This is a genomic window from Sphingobacterium psychroaquaticum (assembly GCF_900177625.1).
GTDB lineage: Bacteria > Bacteroidota > Bacteroidia > Sphingobacteriales > Sphingobacteriaceae > Sphingobacterium > Sphingobacterium psychroaquaticum.
The window spans coordinates 405,151-421,929 of record NZ_FXAU01000002.1 but is presented as its reverse complement, the minus strand read 5'-3'; the positions used below and the strand labels follow the sequence as shown (position 1 = coordinate 421,929).

Below are 16,779 nucleotides of genomic sequence, written 5' to 3'. Positions count from 1 at the left end.
TTTAACAACATCCGCCACCTGGAGTACAAGCATTAGCATTATTTACAGGCAGTTCCGCCAAATTTTTCTTTACTTTTTCGGAAGGAATACCGCAGGCATCTTGAGCCAAACAAGCTGTTGTTTTATTTTTCAGTACAAATGTCTCTCCGTTGAAATCCAAATCATACTTACCAATCGTTTCGCTTTGGTATTCCACTTCAATTTCCGCATCTTCTATGCCCAATTTTTCTTCGGATAGCTTGATGATGTTTAATAGCTTAGCTGGCTTTAATTTGTGCTCGAAATCGTCTGCATTCCATAATTGGAAGTTTACAACTTTTTCCGAACGGATTACGCCACCACAGTCTATAAAGTTTTTAGTAATTTGTCCCACTTCGGTAACGTGGAAATGTTCTGGAACTAAGGTTCCGTTTTCTAATTGAAATCCAACATTTACTAATGTTGGCAGGATTTCTTTAATTTTTGATAGCTTCATATTTCTGATATTAACTCAATAAATGTTATATTGCAATGTTACGATGATTTGGTGTTAAAAAAAGCTTAACAGCATTCTTTACTATTTACATTCTCGACAAAAAAGCTATTGAGTTCCTTCTTAATCTCATTCCAGACTGTTTCATTAATACAGTAACATACACTAGTTCCTTCTATATTTCCTTTAATGATACCAATATTTTTCAGCTCTTTCAAGTGTTGTGAAATTGTCGCTTGTGCCAATCCCAATTCTTCTACAAGATCATTACAGATGCAGGCATTTTGTTTAATGATATGTTGCAGTATAGCTATACGGGCAGGATGAGCCAGTGCCTTTAAAATACTAGCTAAATGGTTCTGCTGTTCTGTAAAAATTTCGGTTTTTGTGACACCCATCAGTTTTATAAAAATAAATATATCGCAATATTACGATAATAAATTTAAACAGCAATAATTTTAAAAAAAATTATTGCTGTAGTTGTAATATTAAACTTGGGTATTCCGATGCTATTTATTAGTCATTACTTTGTAGGTAGGATCTTCAATAATATTCACATCAATAACTGTTTCTGCATTTTTAAGTAATTGCCTGCAATCTTGGCTTAAATGACGTAAATGTAGTTTTTTACCTTCCTTGTGATACTTCTCCGTAATTTTATTTAAAGCTTCAATAGCAGACATATCAACTACTTTACTTTCCTTAAAATCAATTACAACTTCATTCGGGTCATTTAGTAAGTCAAATTTTTCAATAAATGCGGCAGTAGAACCAAAGAAGAGCGGCCCAAAAATTTCGTAATGCTTTACACCATCTTCATCTACATATTTTCTTGCACGTATTCTTTTAGCACTCTCCCAGGCAAATACTAGAGCCGAAATGACTACACCAATCAAAACCGCTAAAGCTAAGTTGTGCAATACTATGGTTATAACTGCTACCAACATACCAATAAAAATATCGTGACGAGGCATTTTATTAATAATTCGAAAGCTGACCCACTCAAATGTGCCTATAGCTACCATCATCATCACCCCGACTAATGCCGCCATTGGAATTTGCTCGATTACAGGACCTGCAACCAGAATGATTAATAAAATTGCTATAGCTGCAACTATTGCAGAAAGTCTGGCTCTTCCTCCAGCTCCGATATTCACTAAAGTTTGGGCAACCATTGCACATCCACCCATTCCGCCGAAGAAACCGTTGGTGATATTGGCTATACCTTGCGCCGCAGTCTCACGGTTAGATTGTCCTTTTGTGCTGGTTATTTCATCAACCATATTAAGCGTTAACAGACTTTCAATCAATCCAACCCCTGCCATTACCAAGGCATAAGGGAAAATAATTTCCAATGTTTCCAGACTAAAAGGAATAGCAGGGATATGAAATGAAGGTAAAGAACCTCCTACAGAGGCGATATCAATTACTTTTTTAGTATCGATGCCGAAAAAATATACAATACCAAAGACAACTATTATTGCTACTAAAGATGCAGGAACTGCCTTTGTAAATTTTGGCAATATAAATACGATGGCTATAGTTAGTAATGTCAGTCCAGCCATTAGATAAAGCGCCGGCCCCTGCATCCAACCTTCTATCCCGTTTTCTACAACTTTAAATTGAGCTACCTGTGCCATGAAAATGATTACTGCAAGACCGTTTAAAAAACCATACATTACTGGTTGTGGGATCAGGCGGACAAATTTACCCAGTTTAAAAATTCCTACTGAAAATTGCAGTACACCTGCTAATATAACCGCAGCAAATAGATATTCCACACCGTGTGATGCTGCCAATGCGATAAGTACTACTACCGTTGCTCCGGCTCCCCCAGAAACCATTCCGGGTCTGCCTCCCAAAATTGCAGTAACAATACCCATTAAAAAAGCTGCATAAAGCCCTGTCAAAGGCGAAAGCCCTGCCAGAATAGCAAAGGATAAAGACTCAGGTATCATGGTCATAGCCACCGCAAGACCCGCAAGAATTTCGTTTTTGTAATTAATTTTCTGTTTGAAATCAAACAAATTGATAATTTTCTGCATAAAAATTTATGTTTAAAGTGGTAAAAATGTAAATAGAAAAGTTTGTACACGAAAGCAAAACCTTCGGGTACGACAGAGAAGCCAATAAATTAAAATTGGGAAATATAACAGTTAGCCTAAGATCAAGGCGGAGTAACTTGGGATGATATTTGTACTGTTCTTTTCATTGAGTGGTGCAAAAGTACAATTTATAGTTATTGTACACAATTTAACACCAAAAAAACTAAAAAAAATTGTTTTACAACACAGAATCTTTTCTTTGATGGCTATGTGAAAAGAAATCGTTACTAAATACAACAAATGGGATAATGAATATCCCACGCAAAAACTCGCAACCTGTTTGGTAAAATGTAAGGAAAGGTAATTGTGAAATGGTACATTTTAACAAAGGGGTTGCATCCGCTTTAAACCGCAAAAATGCGTTTCCGACCGAAGCGAGGAATTGCATTTTTGCCCGCCGATTTAGGCTTTTAGGCAACTTTTATCGGGTGGGTGCGGAAATCTTTCAGATTGTGAAAAAATCCTTTGTATTCGGTCATTCCCCTGCGAAACAAGTTCCATAGCAAAGAACAACCCATTTGGGTCAATGATGAATTGATAAACAAATCTTGGTGTTCCAATGCTTCGGCAAGTGAGCAACTTGGCGTGTTATCCTCTTGTTCGGATTGCTTCAGCAATTCGCCAAACTCATCAGTAACAAATGGCAGGCTTGCCACTGTTTGGTATTTCTCTGAATTGGGTTGCTTTATCTCTCCGATAGTAGATAGTATTACTTGTCCTGTATCTTGGCTATTGCCAAAATCCAACCAATATTTTGGCACATCTTGATAGTATCTGCGATAGCTTATTTCTTTAAGAATTTCAGCAACGCCAAACCTCGCCTGTACATTATCCACGCACGTAATAGTAATGATTGCCCTTGCGTCTTCGGGCAATCTGCCGAACTTATCCTTTTCAAATTTTACTGTTTTAGCTTTCCAATTTGTACCTGCCCAACGGTTGCAACGATTGATTAAAGCAACGGATTTGTATAATCCTATTTCACTTTCTGCAAAACGCTGTCTGCCCAAATTGGCACTCGTGATAACATCATCATCCCAAAGGCGGACTTGCAACCCTGCGTGTCCTAATGCTATCAAACTTTCGTTTATTTCCATTAAGGCGGTCAATACTTTTGAGCCTGTACCACCTCCTCCGATAAGGTTTACCGAAATCGGATTGGTAGGATTGAGTAAATAGTTGTCCGTAAAATGAACTGCTGTTTTTGTCGTATTCATCACAATAGATTTTTAAGGGTTTTGTTATTCTTTTTTAATACTTCTTTTGGAAAGGGTTTATCCGTACCGATAAGGTCTTTCCATAGACTTACGATGTTCTTTTTTGTCAAATTTGCACTCAATGAATGACTGAAATAGGAATTGAAAAAATAATGTTCCCACGCTTGCATAAATTCCTCAACCGAAGCAGAATTTTTAATATCAATACTTACCGTACCCATACATACATTGCCCTTTTCGTAGATATTGAAGAAAGGTGCGTAATACAATGGCGTTTTCTCGGTGGGTCTTCTATCATTTGCCAAAGCAAATACGGTAAGACTGTTTTTGTTCGCTAACCAAAGCATTGGCGGTACTTGTGCCATTCCGTTGGGTATGCCCAAACTTTCCACAAAATACAGTTTCCGTTGCTGTGCTTTGGTGTACCAAAGCACAGTACCTTTTTCAGCATTCGGATTGATATGCAGAATATTGGTCGGCAAAATTCCTTTTGGCTTTAAAAAAGCTGCGTTCTTTTCTTCATCGGTCTTTAAAGCTTTTGCCAATACATTGGCTTCTTTTACCGTCAATGGGTGGGCATTGATAGGCGTTCCGTTGCTATCCATATCAAAATGCTCCACATACACATCGGTTTCCGTTCCTTTGGTTTCATAGAAAACCAAAGCGGATTTTGGATAGTACATACTGCCAAAATGGTTTGTTATATCTGTTGTTGTGTTCATTTTTCTATCGTTTTGTATTCGTATAATAATCCACTCAAATCATTCAATAAATCAAACAAACGGTTCTCAAAATCAAGGTCGGTTGTTGGTATTTCGCTTCCGTCAAACCGCTTGGAAATAGTTGGTTCTTCCATTGCTCCGTACTCGTTAAATTCATTGTTGATGGTATCTGAAAGGTTTTCGTATAACCAACCTTTAGTGTCTGCAATAAATGAAATGTATTTTTCCATTCCGATTATTTCATTTTCGTAATCATCATTATAAAGGTCTTTTTCGGGCAATGTGGCGTTTCTGAAAATAGTTGCGTTCGGATATTCTGTACAAAGGGCAAACGCATTACAAGCCACTTGCCAACATTCCTTATCGAACGTATCAACACTTTTAAATCGGTTCAAACGCTGTTCAAATATCTTTAGATTGATGCGGTTGAATAACTTCTGTTCTATCTTATCGCCAATGTATTCGGCTTTTCTCAATTCACGTTTGTTGGTTTCTGTTTCTTCCGTTTCCTCATCCTGTTCCACCCAATCATTCATCGTTTCGTAAAGCCAATACAAATAACTTTCTTCCTGCCTGTAATAGGGAATTAGGACGATGTGGTACAGATAACTGCATACCGACAGTAAAAGTTGTGCGGTCTTTTTACGCTTCGGGTCTTTGAGCATTTTAAACAGTGGCTTAATGGGAATATAGTACAAAGTTGTACCTGTATTGTATCGTTCCTCACTCACAAAATAGGTTTTACCGCTATTCTGTATCAATTTGAAACCATCCCAATTGATATTGGTACGCTTCAATTTAGTTTCCATATCCCACATAGACAATGTTATATTGTAGGGAAACTCAAAATCTTGGGTTTGCATTGGCTCAATGCTGTAATGCTCGGCAAGTCGGGAAAGGGACTTGTAAAAATCCCTCTCCGTTTTCTGACAAGCCTGTACGGATTGTGCTGTTTTCAATTTAGGCAGAAATGTACATTTTAGAATAGCATTGGCAACATTGCTATCGGTACGGATTTCTGTTTGTCTTTCTGCACTTGGTTGGCGTCCTTTGGTCTTTGCATCCAATTGGCGAACTCGCCCAACTGTCGGTGTAACTGCTGTTGTCGTTTCTGTTCGGGTATGTTGATTATTCCCGATATGATATTGCGTTGCATAATTCATCGTTTTAAAATTTTGGTTTAACCTTTCGTACCCATTACGCTCTCAAATTTGTACTCGACTGCATCATCTTTTATCTGTGGTGCAGATGCTTTTGCAGTTGTCAAAATCGGGTACATATTGGCGTAAAAATTCATTACGGCTTCCACGCTCCAACGTGGTTCGGGGTCGGTCAGCCTGATGTCCTGTCCTTTATCTTTGAGTATGAAAACTCGTTCTAACTGTGTTGCTAATAACATAACTTTCTAATTTTTGGGTTAACACTTTTATTCTTCCTCGTCCGCTTCATCAATGGGATAATCGGCAGTAAGTTCTTCCACCTTTGGCGGTTCGGGCGTTGCTTCTTCCATTGCTCCGAAAAGGCTCGGTGTTGCGAACTTGTCGGACAATGATGTTTTGCGTTTGCGTATCTCGTCCGCTTTTTCGGAGAACTCCGTTATATCGGGAACTTTTATCCACGCTTCACGGAATTTGCCCTCTTTTTCCAACTCATCCGCCTTTGCCATTGCATCTTTAAACTTCTTGTCTTTGGCTTCTTTTTCTTTTTTCTCTTTTTCGGTTTTTGCTTTCTCGATTGCCGATTGTGCTTTGGCTTCATCAAGTTGCTTTTGAAATTTTTCCATATCCACCATTAAGCCCGATACCTTTTGTATAGGTGTTGTTATCTGCTCAAAAAATCCCTCGTCAAACTCTTGGGGTGTGGCGTTGAATGTCAATGGGGGAATACCGTTTTTGGCACTATCTCCGCATTGTTCGTTGTTAAGCAATACTGTTACAATTAGGTTGCTTTCTATTCCTTTTGAAATGTTCAGTTGTAAAACTCCTGTAAAGTCCAACTGCTGTATCTGATTGAAAAAATTTGTATTCATCGTTCTTAAATTTTAATTGTTGAAGATTGTTTTTTGATTGCTATCAATTTCTTGTGTATATCCGTCCAATAGGCATTTTGCCTTTTATCGAAGTCTGAAAAACTTTTGTCCTCGTGGCTATATCCTGTATTTCGCTTCGCAATACGGATAGCTTCTTTTAGGTCGGTTACTTCAATTTCGTAACCGTTCAAATCCGTTACTTTCATAGTGTTACAATTTTGCGTTCCAAAAGAGTTTCCAATATCTCATAATCACTTTCGTACTCTTCTCCCTCAAAGTGGTAGAGGTCTGTTTCTTCATCCTGTTCGTAGGCTTCAAAATCATCATCGCCCAAAAATATATCGCTGAGTATGCCATCCCGATAAGTTGCTCTCCCGTAAACAAGGTTTCCCATTTCTTCATAGTCCTGTACAAAATCCACTTGGTAGTATTCTGCTATCTTTTGAATAATTTCAATATTGGGCGACCATTTTGTTTCATATTGAAATTGCCCTTCATCGCCCTCGTTCCAATAGATATTGAAGAAATACCCACCGTTGGTATCTTCCATAAATTCGGGTAGTTGCCCTTCTTCGGTTTTTTCTTCCTTTTCCTTCATTGATTGGAAAAGTTCTTGTATTGCTGTGATTGCTTCGGGAGTTCCCTCGAATACAACCGTGTTACTGCACCAATTTGCCATAATGAATATTTTTAGTAGGCTACCACCGATTAAGGCGGTAGCCTGTTGTTATTTAATTAAGGTTTAGGATTTCCGCACCGTCCAAAGCAAATGCGGTACACAGTTCAAATGCTTTTTGCGATTTCAGTTGGGCAGTACCACCCAATACAATGCTCTGCAATTTGGCTTCGTCATTCTTGTAATTTCTCACGTTCTGATAGTAGCCTGTGACAGCGTTATACGCTCCGAACAAAGTGCCTTTTGTTGTGTCCATTTGTTGTGTATCGCTTATCATTGCGTATGCAAATGCGTCCTCAACGGTATTTTTAAAAAGGGTTGAAATTTCATCTTCCGCACCTTTTTTGATTAAATCAAAGGTTTCCTTATTCGGGCAAAGTGCCAATTGAATTAGCTTTTTTACCTCTCGGTCTGTGACCTTTACTTTTGCCCATTCATTGAAAATTCCCTCTAATTGGTTGCTAAATGTATTGGCAAGTCCCATAATCTTATGGGCATTCTCAACACGTTGTTTTGCTCCCGAAGTGTGTTTGATGCGGACAACATTTGTCATACTGCGTAACGAAGCATTTAAGGTGTTTTGGCAAACAATTCTGATAGGTGTAAATGCGGCTGTGATACTTCCGCTACCATCGTGCGAAGTGGTTAGGAAAATGTATTTTTCCGTAACGTCATCGCCATTCCCAACTCGGATATAGTCGGGTAATTTGGCGGTGATAAAAATACGTTCTCCATTGCCTAACGCTCCTGCGGTTTCATAGAGAATGCCCTCACCACCGCCTACAATAGCATCAAAGAAATTAAAGGCTTCACGGTTTTGTACAATGTGGTAATCCTTGCCAACCACGCCCAATACGGCATTGTTATCGGTGCGGATGTTGGCGAAATAGTTAGGTACTTGTAATTCGCTACTGCCTATCTCTATGCTGTTGGTGGTTTCGATAATGCCCGAACCTTTTGTAAATAGTGGGGATTTTACGACTTCGTAATCTAACCCTGCGTGTTTGATAGCTTCCTCGCTTGTCGGGTACTGTTCTACGATTTGCCCCAAACCGTGCCACGCTTTTTGTTGTACACTAAAAAATGAATAACGTCCTGTTCTCTCGTTGAAATTGATATTATGTGCCATAATGCTTAAAATTTGATGTGAAAAAAATGATTGAATACTCGTTGTTAAAATGGGAGGTCGTCTTCTGTCGTGTTATTGTTTGTGCCTGTGGTAGTTAGTACCGTTTCCTTTTTTTTGCTACCTCCGTGCAATTTGATTTGTGAGGTATGGAAATTCAGACCTGCTCTTGGCTCTCCGTCATTACCTGTCCACGCTCTGGTACTTACTCGTCCCGATAGTTCTACCAAAGTGCCTTTTGTAAGTAGCTTGGCTACATTCGGGGTTATCCAATAGGAGCAGTCGAAATAGGTTGTTTGCTCAATGCGTTCGCCCTGTTTGTTACGGTAGCTGTCGTTGGTCGCTACTGAAAAATTTACTACTTGTTTGTCCTGTGACGTTGTGCGTACTTCCGCATCTCTTGTCAGTCTTCCTGTAATGTTCATGATTTCTACTTTTTTGCGTTATTAATTTTGTTCTGATTTTTCCCTTGATTTATTCGGCAATGAGAGGAGGTGCTGAAGTTTCGTTTCACTCTTTTGCCATTTTCAATGCTGTATTTTTTCATTTCTGACATTTTTTTTATTCGTCTAAAGAGCCGGAGTATGCTTTGTTTCGTTTCACGAGCATAAAAAGGTTAGTGTTTAGCAGGAACAAGGTTTTGTCAAAAAAATACGACCCGAATGGGTGGAGATTTTTTTGCAAATCTGGAAGGCACGACCTTGTTCCTGCGTTAAGAACACGGAAATACCTTTGCTCTTGAAATGGAACAAAACAGCATATCGGTTCTTGAATAAAAATCATGTGGAAGCACGTGAAAAAGGCATTGAGTAAATGGCCTTGTGATTACAAAACCTGCAATTACATTTTGCAGAATTTATAAATTTGGAGTTTAGTATCTTAAAGTATTGTGGCTTTTGGAAGCCACGTAAACGGTACTGAAAAATATTTATTGAGGATATATTAGGAGTTTTTCAGTATGGTTTATTAACTCATCCTGCCAAAGCTCTTTTATTGCATGGGATGGGCGCTGGAGGAATAAATGTGCTTTGAAGATTAGTATAGGCTAAAAAAAGCCGAGGATTATTTACCTCGGCTATCTGTATAATATTATATGCAATTTATTTGGTGACATTGAAAAGTTTAGCCATATAAGCTACGGTAAATTCAAAAACCTGCTGTTTTGAGTATTTAATTAAGTTATTGTCATCACCATTGATAAGACTCTGGATATACCTTTCTTTTTGTAGCACCGGAGCGTCGACACCAAATAGCTTTCTCCAGAACATATCAAACATATCTCGGTAGTATTGTATTGTTTTCTTAACCTTTTCATTGACGATTACCGTATTGAGAAAAACCTTTCTTTCTGCATTGTCAAATATTTTAAAAGCAAAAGATTCTTCGTTGATGTTTATAGCAGAGACAAAAGTTTCTTGTTCATTTAGTCCATGGAAAGGTAGAAATTTTATTGCATCTTCATTCTCGTAAACCTGTATAACAAAATCATTCATGAAGACAATAAAAGGGTTTTTATCATCAGTAAATCCAATGTAGTTTTCTGTATATATCGCGTTTCCTCCAAGAGTTTGGAGATGTGTCACCGAAAGGGGGATGGATGTGTCACCATTTTTTTGGAGGATACTGTGACGTAACTTCTCCTTAAACTCAGGTGAAAACGCCAAAATATCTTCACAGACTGCACTTCTGTACAACTGTATGTGAAAGAAGTTACGAATTGTAACAACATCAGCTTCGCTCACTATTTTGAGACCTGAAAGATCTGCTTGTCGGAAGTGTGGTAGTATGTTTTGAATAAATGGTGTTTCAATATCTGTAAACAGGTTTTCGCAATCACTACAAAATACGTAATCCACTGAAAATGGAATGGATTTCGCATTTTCAATTTCTTCCTCTGTTGGTTTTCTTCCAATTGTAGTCTCGAGGGTCAGCTCATCAAGACGTTGGAAATTAAAGTCTATAAATGGATTGGTATTATCCAGAGCAAAATATAATCCTTTCTCGCGTTCATTACTACCTTCTATGTTAAGACAGGTGCGGATAATTGCATCAGTAAGATAGTGAGTATTCTTTTTGTTTGCTTCGCGTTCAAGACACAGTTTACATAAAGACATAGTTTTTTTGTTTAAAGAATTGTTGTAAGTAAATTTAAAAAAAAGAATTTTATTAAAAGCACCCAGCTTCTCGAAACAAACAAAGCAGGAAATCATCCTGCTTTGTTTAGTAAGCAATAATTCTAAACGAGAACTTCTTTCTCCATTTCTGCAAATGATGCTTCCATTCCAGCAAATTTATGCGATACCAAATCCATATCTTTACTTATTTTCTGGCTTGTAATTTTAGCATAAATCTGTGTGGTAGAAATATTTTTATGCCCCATCATTTTACTAAGGCTTTCAAGTGGTACGCCTTCAGTCAAAAACATTGTTCCAAATGTGTGTCTTGCGGTGTGAAAGGTTACTTTTTGTTCTGTAACAATACCTAATTCTTGAATTAGTTTGTCTATATGGCTGTTACAAATTTTGTTTGTAGGAACAGGAAAAATAGAATCATTTCGGGTGGTACCTTTATATTTTTCAATAATTCGTTTGGGTATTTCCATAAGCCTTACATTAGAAGCAACATCAGATTTCTGTCTTCGGCTTATAATCCAATCGTGACCATCAAAAAAGGATTGTATGTTAGTACTTTTAAGTTGTTTAATATCTATGTAAGATAGTCCTGTAAAACAGCTGAATACAAAAAGATCCTTTACAATTTCATAATTTTGTTTTGAAGGATTGTGTAATAACAGGGATTCAACGTTTTCCTTAAGTAAATAGCTACGGTCATTTTCCTTCATCGATATTTCATAATCTTCAAAAGGATTTTTCCTGATAAGACCGTTTTTGACAGCTATTTCCGCAACACGATAGAGTGGCATAGTATATACCCAAACAGTATTGTGTGTGCACTTTTTGTCTATTCGAAGGAAGAAATCAAACTCTCTGATAAAATCACACGTCAATTCCCTGAACGCCATGTCATCACGATGATACCTGCTTTTGATAAATTCAGCAACGTGGTTATAGACAATTTTGTACTTGTAGTAGGTACTTTCGGAGCGTTCTCCTTGTACTACCATTTTCCCAAAATCATCATTGTTCTTTTTAAATACTTTCAGCAAGGAATCTTCCATAATACCAACACCGAGAAATGCAAGTTTCAGCTTTTGTGCCGTTACAAAACCCTCGTGTTTCAGCATATCTTCATAAAGGGTATCGATACGTGCCCTTATATTATCCAATTTTTGGTTAATACCTAGTGCTTTTGCACTCTTACCTTCAACTCTTCCATACTTTAAATCCCAATTCTTTGGATTGATCTCTAACTTTGTTCCTAAAGTCTTAGGTGTTCCATCAATAGTAATACGTGCCATAATCGGGGCATTACCGTTCTTTTTCGGCTCGTTCTTTTTCAGGTAGAAAAGTAATTTGAACGTAGATTTTTTTGTCTGCTCCATAACTCAAATGTTTAATGTTTAAAATTAAATTGTATTGAGTTACAAGGGAATATGAAAAATAGGGCAAAACACTGAAATATAACCTGTTACATCTTTGATTACCTTTGCTAATCGGTAACGAATTAGTAACCTATCTTTGTATTTTTAAGACCAAAACCTATCAGACACCGAGTTCCAAACTAAGACTACTGTTTTATAAAGCATTGTATATAAACGGTTTTAACCGTTTTGCTTATTTTTGCTTTATACTAATCTTTTTTTCTAATAAAAACTCCCATTCTGCAACAGCCTCCCATAGGTTATATGTCGCTTCTTGAATCAAGCCATCAACTGCTGCTTCCACATCGAGAGATTGTTCCTGCATCACATGCTGTGCTAACACATGACCTTGGTCGCTGAGACCGACAATATTCTGTCGCTTATCTGCTGACTCGAGATTATCTAAAACCAGTCCTGCGGCAATCATTTCTTTGATTATTTTAGTAACCGAGGGTTGGGAATGCCCAATAGACTCGGCAATCTCTGTTATTGTTTTAGGTCCTTCATCTGCAAGGATAAATAGGGCAGGGAACCACTTTGGGGCAAACTCGACGTTGTATAGCGCGTAAATTTTTGCAGCATCATCCGTCATTTTGCTCGTTAATAAACGCAAACGGCTACCTAGGGCCATTTTGCCGGTTTTATTGAAATAATCCATGGCGTTAATCTTGTTGGTCGCTACTGCGATCTCTCTGGGTTTTAGTGTAGGTTGATTTTAAATTTTAATTACATAACTGATTATGTAATCAGCTATACAAACGTATAAAAAAATATTTTTTATGTCAATACCAATTTGAAAAATGTAGCTGCGACGTTATGTATAATAAAAAGAGGGGCTTATAAGCCCCTCTTTTTATTATACACCTAGTTTGGTTTGTAAGTTTTTCGTTAATGCTTTCTTGTGTAAAAGAATAGAAATCGTTTTGTAACGTACATATTCCTTCGTTGCATACATATATCCTTTGTAATCATTGGATACACCCCAAGAGTTTTTCACGATATAGTATTCTTTACCATTTTGATCTTTCACTAATCCTACGATATGCATACCGTGATCGTCCGTTGTCGTGTAGTTGTCGAAAGCTTCCTGACGCTGAGCAGGTGTGATTTTCGGTTCAGCCTTAGGGCCATTGAACATATTATCTTGTTCCTCTTTGGTCATTTGCTCAAATGGTTTTTCCGGAACGAAAGCCACACCATTTTTCCAACTGAAGCTTTTTTCTGATACGTCGGTAGCCCATGCTACGGTATAGCCATTTTGCAACGCATTGTCGATGATATCTGTCAAGTCATTGATCTGTACATTGTAAAAGCTTTCGAATGACCAGTTGTCTTGAATTAACAATACAAACGGTTTGTAGTACGCATGTTCTTCGAAAGAGGTGATACCTACATAATCGTCAGGATTGATACCTACTACTTGATCCGCAAATGTGCGTGGGGTATATGTTTTACCTTGGTATTGGAACGATGTTGGTGCTTCACCTAAGTATGCATCCATCGCCGCTGTAAATGCTTTTAACCAAGTATTACTTGGTTTTTTGCTTTTGGCAATTGTTTCTGTCATCCCTTGTAAGAGAGGTCCCATTTCACCGAAGTTGTTTCTGGTTTGGCCTGCTTGTAAACCGGTGTATGCTTCTTGAGGCACTGCACCATATTTACGGAAGATGGTCAACACATCGTGTAACTGTCCACCATCACCTTGTGCTTGGTCTCCGTGTAGACGCACGAAGTTTTTTGCTTTTTCAATATACGTATTACGTGCGGTGAAGATTTGTGATATTTCAACAGGTTGTTTCCCCATTCTAATCATCTCGGATTCCAAAAATGAGTTTCCGGAATATGACCAACAGGTACCGGATGATCCTTGATCTTTGATCGAGGTATTCCCTAGATTGATTACCTCTGTAAATTTGAAACCTTCTTTACTGTTGTCACTAACATTCCCTTTTAAGGCATTGATTAGATTGTCTTGCGCCTGCACTTGTGCTACACCAGTCAATAAGGCTGCTGCAAGAAATATTGATTTATTCCACTTCATCTGATAAATTTTTTACGAATTTAAACTTTTAAAATAGGCTTAGCTATTTTTAAATGTAAAAATGCTATCACAGAAAAGGCCCGAAAAATCGGGCCTTTTCTAGATATTTTATTAATGGTCATTATATTGGTTGCAATGACTTGTGTCGGATTGATCTCTACTGCGTAAGGTCTTCTTTTTTTGGAAACATAAGCGAAGCGATTACACTGATTACTAAGATCGATATAATAATAATCAATGAGTGTATAGTCTTAAACCCAATTGCTTCGAGTTGTCCGTGTAAGAGCATTTTCGCACCAATAAAGATTAATAGAAATGCTAAACCAACCTTTAAGTAATGGAACTTGTGAATGATGTTCACTAACAAGAAGAACATCGAACGTAAACCCAGTACCGCAAAGATATTCGAGAAGAATACGATATATGGATCTTTTGTTACGGAGAAGATTGCAGGAATAGAGTCGACTGCGAAAATCAAGTCAGTAAATTCGATTACCAAAAGAACCAAGAATAGCGGCGTCATATATTTAACACCATTTTCTACGTGGAAAAATTTCCCTTGATCTAGTCGAGGTGTTACCTTAAAATACTTGGAAGCGAACTTCACCACCGGGTGATTTTGTGGATCTACTTCTTCTTCTTTGTTTCTGGTGATATACATATTGATACCGGTGTATACTAAGAAGGCACCAAAAACATAAAGGATCCAACCAAATTTGGCAATTAAGGCGGCACCGACGAAAATGAAGATACAGCGTAAAAGAATTGCCCCAATAATACCCCAAACTAAAACTTTGTGGTAGTATTTTTCTGGAATACCAAAAGAGGAGAATAGCAAAACCATAACGAAGATATTATCGACAGATAGGGCATACTCTACCACGTAACCGGTAAGGTATTCAATGGTAAGGTTTGCGTTGTACGTTTGAATACTCGCCGCTAGGTCATTCTCGTTGATCTTGATGTTGTGTAAGTGTTTGGCTACGACCTGTTTTAAGGTTTCGAAATCATGCACATTATGCAACTCATTTCCCCAGAAATACAATACCAATCCAAAAGCCAATGCAAAAAGCACCCAGATGGCACTCATAATGGCCGCTGCTTTTAATGATACAGGCTTATCGCTCTTGGAGAACAAACCTAGATCAATGGCTAACATGAGGACTATAAAAATGATAAATCCTCCAAAAAATAATAACTCGTGGCTCATGTGGGTATTTTATTTATTTCTTTCTGTAGTAAATCTGACTAGTTGTTGTAATCCTGTGCGGTATTCATTATCAGGAAACGTCGCCAGGATATCAAAAGCTTCCTGTTGATAGGCGAACATTTTCTTTTCCGCATAGTCTAGGCCTCCACTATTGCGTACAAATGAAATGACCTCAGCCACTTTTTCTTTGTTTTCGCTGTGGTTTCTTACCAGATTAATAATGCGTCTCTTTTCGCTGGTTGAGGTATGTTTTAACGCATATATTAAAGGAAGTGTCATCTTCTTTTCCTTGATATCGTTACCTACAGGTTTTCCGATATCGTCTGTGCCAAAATCAAATAGATCATCTTTGATTTGGAAAGCAATCCCTACTTTTTCGCCAAAGGTGCGCAACAGGTTTACCTGTTCGGGTGATGAACCCGCGGAGGAAGCTCCACATGCACAGCAAGAAGCAATCAATGATGCTGTTTTTTTCTTAATAATTTCGAAGTATACGCTCTCTTCAATATCAAGACGACGTGCCTTTTCAATCTGGAGCAGTTCTCCTTCGCTCATTTCTTCAACGGCCTCCGAAACAATGCGTAATAAATCATGTTCGTTGCTCGCAACCGAAAGTAGTAGCCCTTTAGAAAGCAGAAAATCTCCTACGAGAACCGCTACTTTATTCTTCCATAATGCATTGATAGAGAAAAAACCACGACGCTCATTTGCATTGTCTACCACGTCATCATGCACGAGTGAAGCGGTATGTAGAAGTTCTACTAAGGAAGCCCCACGGTAGGTAGAGTCGTTGATATTGCCGCAAAGACCTGCCGATAAGAAAACAAACATAGGTCGCATCTGCTTTCCTTTTTGCTTGATCAGATATTGCGTGATACGATTTAATAAGGGTACAGAACTACGCATAGACTCTTTAAATCGAGTCTCAAACAGATCCAGTTCTTTTGCTATAGGGGTTTGTATTTCTTTTAATTTCAGCATGTAAAATGGCTAATTAACCATACTCTCCGGCAGTATAAAAATTCGTATAAATATACGCAATAGATTACGAAAGATTATAATGCTTCGATTGCTAATTCCAATTCTTTATACCATTCTTCACCATACTCGCGAATTAGTGGATCTTTTAGAAACTTATATACCGGTACCGACAGCTCTTTTCCAAAGGTACATGCATCGTGACAGATGTGCCAACGATCATAATGTAATACATCAAAAGAAGGATAATGTGTAGTACGGATAGGGTAGAGGTGGCAGGAGATGGGTTTCTTCCAATCAACTTCTCCTAATTCATAAGCCTTTTCGATCGCACATTTTGTAATTCCATTCTCCCATGTAACGTAAGCACACTCTTTATTTCCATCTACGCAGGTGGTCGTTAGATCGCCATCCGCATCGATTACATGTGTTCCTTGTTGCTCGATTGCTTCAATCCCTTTGGCAGTCATGTAAGGTTTCACCTTGGGGTATATTTCGCGTAAAATTTCAGTCTCTTTTTCGTTTAACGGTGCTCCGGCATCACCTTCGATACAGCAAATACCTTTGCATTTCTGTAGGTTACAGACAAAATCATTGTTTACAATGTCCTCATGCACCAAAACTTGTCCTACTTCTATCATCTGTTCTATTGAATGTGTTTG

Annotated in this window: 19 protein-coding genes; all 19 read right to left on the bottom strand. The window is 38.0% G+C overall.

Going from position 1 to position 16,779, the window contains the following annotated elements:
* Position 1 precedes the first annotated feature (1 nt).
* Positions 2-475, bottom strand: coding sequence for a DUF6428 family protein (locus tag B9Y69_RS07210; RefSeq protein WP_034727258.1), 474 nt, complete (start codon positions 473-475; stop codon positions 2-4).
* A gap of 65 nt (positions 476-540) precedes the next feature.
* On the bottom strand, positions 541-870 hold the full coding sequence (locus B9Y69_RS07205) for an ArsR/SmtB family transcription factor (RefSeq protein WP_002978307.1): 330 nt from the start codon (positions 868-870) through the stop codon (positions 541-543).
* 111 nt (positions 871-981) lie between these two features.
* Positions 982-2,517 (bottom strand): SulP family inorganic anion transporter, encoded by a 1,536-nt coding sequence (locus B9Y69_RS07200; RefSeq protein WP_034727262.1) that lies wholly within the window; start codon positions 2,515-2,517, stop codon positions 982-984.
* A 470-nt stretch (positions 2,518-2,987) separates the two neighbouring features.
* Positions 2,988-3,794 carry a PRTRC system ThiF family protein gene (locus B9Y69_RS07190; protein WP_034727264.1) on the bottom strand — a complete coding sequence of 269 codons (807 nt, stop codon included), beginning with the start codon at positions 3,792-3,794 and terminating at the stop codon, positions 2,988-2,990.
* The gene (locus B9Y69_RS07185) at positions 3,794-4,516 is read right to left on the bottom strand and encodes a PRTRC system protein B (RefSeq protein WP_034727267.1); all 723 of its coding nucleotides are present in this window, start codon (positions 4,514-4,516) and stop codon (positions 3,794-3,796) included. The genes B9Y69_RS07190 and B9Y69_RS07185 overlap by 1 nt, the downstream gene beginning before the upstream one ends.
* The gene (locus tag B9Y69_RS07180; RefSeq protein ID WP_034727270.1) at positions 4,513-5,679 is read right to left on the bottom strand and encodes a hypothetical protein; all 1,167 of its coding nucleotides are present in this window, start codon (positions 5,677-5,679) and stop codon (positions 4,513-4,515) included. The genes B9Y69_RS07185 and B9Y69_RS07180 overlap by 4 nt, the downstream gene beginning before the upstream one ends.
* A gap of 17 nt (positions 5,680-5,696) precedes the next feature.
* Entirely contained in the window at positions 5,697-5,915 is a 219-nt protein-coding gene (locus tag B9Y69_RS07175) for a PRTRC system protein C (protein WP_002978317.1), read from the bottom strand.
* 27 nt (positions 5,916-5,942) lie between these two features.
* On the bottom strand, positions 5,943-6,545 hold the full coding sequence (locus B9Y69_RS07170) for a PRTRC system protein E (RefSeq protein WP_034727273.1): 603 nt from the start codon (positions 6,543-6,545) through the stop codon (positions 5,943-5,945).
* Between the two features lie 5 nt (positions 6,546-6,550).
* A complete protein-coding gene (locus B9Y69_RS07165; protein ID WP_034727275.1) occupies positions 6,551-6,751 on the bottom strand; it encodes a hypothetical protein in 201 nt (66 codons plus the stop codon).
* Entirely contained in the window at positions 6,748-7,224 is a 477-nt protein-coding gene (locus B9Y69_RS07160) for a DUF1281 family ferredoxin-like fold protein (RefSeq protein ID WP_034727277.1), read from the bottom strand. Before B9Y69_RS07160 ends, B9Y69_RS07165 begins: the two co-directional genes overlap by 4 nt.
* Positions 7,225-7,276: 52 nt before the next feature.
* Positions 7,277-8,350, bottom strand: a complete 1,074-nt coding sequence (locus B9Y69_RS07155; protein WP_034727280.1) for a DUF932 domain-containing protein — start codon at positions 8,348-8,350, stop codon at positions 7,277-7,279.
* Positions 8,351-8,394: 44 nt separating this feature from the next.
* Positions 8,395-8,772 (bottom strand): single-stranded DNA-binding protein, encoded by a 378-nt coding sequence (locus tag B9Y69_RS07150; RefSeq protein WP_034727283.1) that lies wholly within the window; start codon positions 8,770-8,772, stop codon positions 8,395-8,397.
* 675 nt (positions 8,773-9,447) lie between these two features.
* Complete coding sequence (locus tag B9Y69_RS07145) at positions 9,448-10,461, bottom strand: hypothetical protein (protein ID WP_131401731.1); 1,014 nt, start codon at positions 10,459-10,461, stop codon at positions 9,448-9,450.
* 122 nt (positions 10,462-10,583) lie between these two features.
* Positions 10,584-11,849, bottom strand: coding sequence for a site-specific integrase (locus B9Y69_RS07140; protein WP_034727288.1), 1,266 nt, complete (start codon positions 11,847-11,849; stop codon positions 10,584-10,586).
* 232 nt (positions 11,850-12,081) lie between these two features.
* Positions 12,082-12,546: a MarR family winged helix-turn-helix transcriptional regulator gene (locus tag B9Y69_RS07135; protein WP_085472331.1), complete on the bottom strand. Its 465-nt coding sequence runs from the start codon at positions 12,544-12,546 to the stop codon at positions 12,082-12,084.
* A gap of 198 nt (positions 12,547-12,744) precedes the next feature.
* Positions 12,745-13,929, bottom strand: coding sequence for a C1 family peptidase (locus tag B9Y69_RS07130; RefSeq protein WP_085472330.1), 1,185 nt, complete (start codon positions 13,927-13,929; stop codon positions 12,745-12,747).
* Between the two features lie 157 nt (positions 13,930-14,086).
* The gene (locus tag B9Y69_RS07125) at positions 14,087-15,139 is read right to left on the bottom strand and encodes a TerC/Alx family metal homeostasis membrane protein (protein ID WP_085472329.1); all 1,053 of its coding nucleotides are present in this window, start codon (positions 15,137-15,139) and stop codon (positions 14,087-14,089) included.
* A gap of 9 nt (positions 15,140-15,148) precedes the next feature.
* Positions 15,149-16,120 (bottom strand): polyprenyl synthetase family protein, encoded by a 972-nt coding sequence (locus tag B9Y69_RS07120; RefSeq protein WP_085472328.1) that lies wholly within the window; start codon positions 16,118-16,120, stop codon positions 15,149-15,151.
* A gap of 74 nt (positions 16,121-16,194) precedes the next feature.
* Positions 16,195-16,758: a DUF3109 family protein gene (locus B9Y69_RS07115; RefSeq protein ID WP_085472327.1), complete on the bottom strand. Its 564-nt coding sequence runs from the start codon at positions 16,756-16,758 to the stop codon at positions 16,195-16,197.
* Positions 16,759-16,779: the final 21 nt, after the last annotated feature.

Coding starts and splice junctions, on each gene's coding strand:
- B9Y69_RS07210 (WP_034727258.1), bottom strand. CDS start 475: ATGAAGCTATCAAAAATTAAAGAAATCCTGCCAACATTAGTAAATGTT.
- B9Y69_RS07205 (WP_002978307.1), bottom strand. CDS start 870: ATGGGTGTCACAAAAACCGAAATTTTTACAGAACAGCAGAACCATTTA.
- B9Y69_RS07200 (WP_034727262.1), bottom strand. CDS start 2,517: ATGCAGAAAATTATCAATTTGTTTGATTTCAAACAGAAAATTAATTAC.
- B9Y69_RS07190 (WP_034727264.1), bottom strand. CDS start 3,794: ATGAATACGACAAAAACAGCAGTTCATTTTACGGACAACTATTTACTC.
- B9Y69_RS07185 (WP_034727267.1), bottom strand. CDS start 4,516: ATGAACACAACAACAGATATAACAAACCATTTTGGCAGTATGTACTAT.
- B9Y69_RS07180 (WP_034727270.1), bottom strand. CDS start 5,679: ATGAATTATGCAACGCAATATCATATCGGGAATAATCAACATACCCGA.
- B9Y69_RS07175 (WP_002978317.1), bottom strand. CDS start 5,915: ATGTTATTAGCAACACAGTTAGAACGAGTTTTCATACTCAAAGATAAA.
- B9Y69_RS07170 (WP_034727273.1), bottom strand. CDS start 6,545: ATGAATACAAATTTTTTCAATCAGATACAGCAGTTGGACTTTACAGGA.
- B9Y69_RS07165 (WP_034727275.1), bottom strand. CDS start 6,751: ATGAAAGTAACGGATTTGAACGGTTACGAAATTGAAGTAACCGACCTA.
- B9Y69_RS07160 (WP_034727277.1), bottom strand. CDS start 7,224: ATGGCAAATTGGTGCAGTAACACGGTTGTATTCGAGGGAACTCCCGAA.
- B9Y69_RS07155 (WP_034727280.1), bottom strand. CDS start 8,350: ATGGCACATAATATCAATTTCAACGAGAGAACAGGACGTTATTCATTT.
- B9Y69_RS07150 (WP_034727283.1), bottom strand. CDS start 8,772: ATGAACATTACAGGAAGACTGACAAGAGATGCGGAAGTACGCACAACG.
- B9Y69_RS07145 (WP_131401731.1), bottom strand. CDS start 10,461: ATGTCTTTATGTAAACTGTGTCTTGAACGCGAAGCAAACAAAAAGAAT.
- B9Y69_RS07140 (WP_034727288.1), bottom strand. CDS start 11,849: ATGGAGCAGACAAAAAAATCTACGTTCAAATTACTTTTCTACCTGAAA.
- B9Y69_RS07135 (WP_085472331.1), bottom strand. CDS start 12,546: ATGGATTATTTCAATAAAACCGGCAAAATGGCCCTAGGTAGCCGTTTG.
- B9Y69_RS07130 (WP_085472330.1), bottom strand. CDS start 13,929: ATGAAGTGGAATAAATCAATATTTCTTGCAGCAGCCTTATTGACTGGT.
- B9Y69_RS07125 (WP_085472329.1), bottom strand. CDS start 15,139: ATGAGCCACGAGTTATTATTTTTTGGAGGATTTATCATTTTTATAGTC.
- B9Y69_RS07120 (WP_085472328.1), bottom strand. CDS start 16,120: ATGCTGAAATTAAAAGAAATACAAACCCCTATAGCAAAAGAACTGGAT.
- B9Y69_RS07115 (WP_085472327.1), bottom strand. CDS start 16,758: ATGATAGAAGTAGGACAAGTTTTGGTGCATGAGGACATTGTAAACAAT.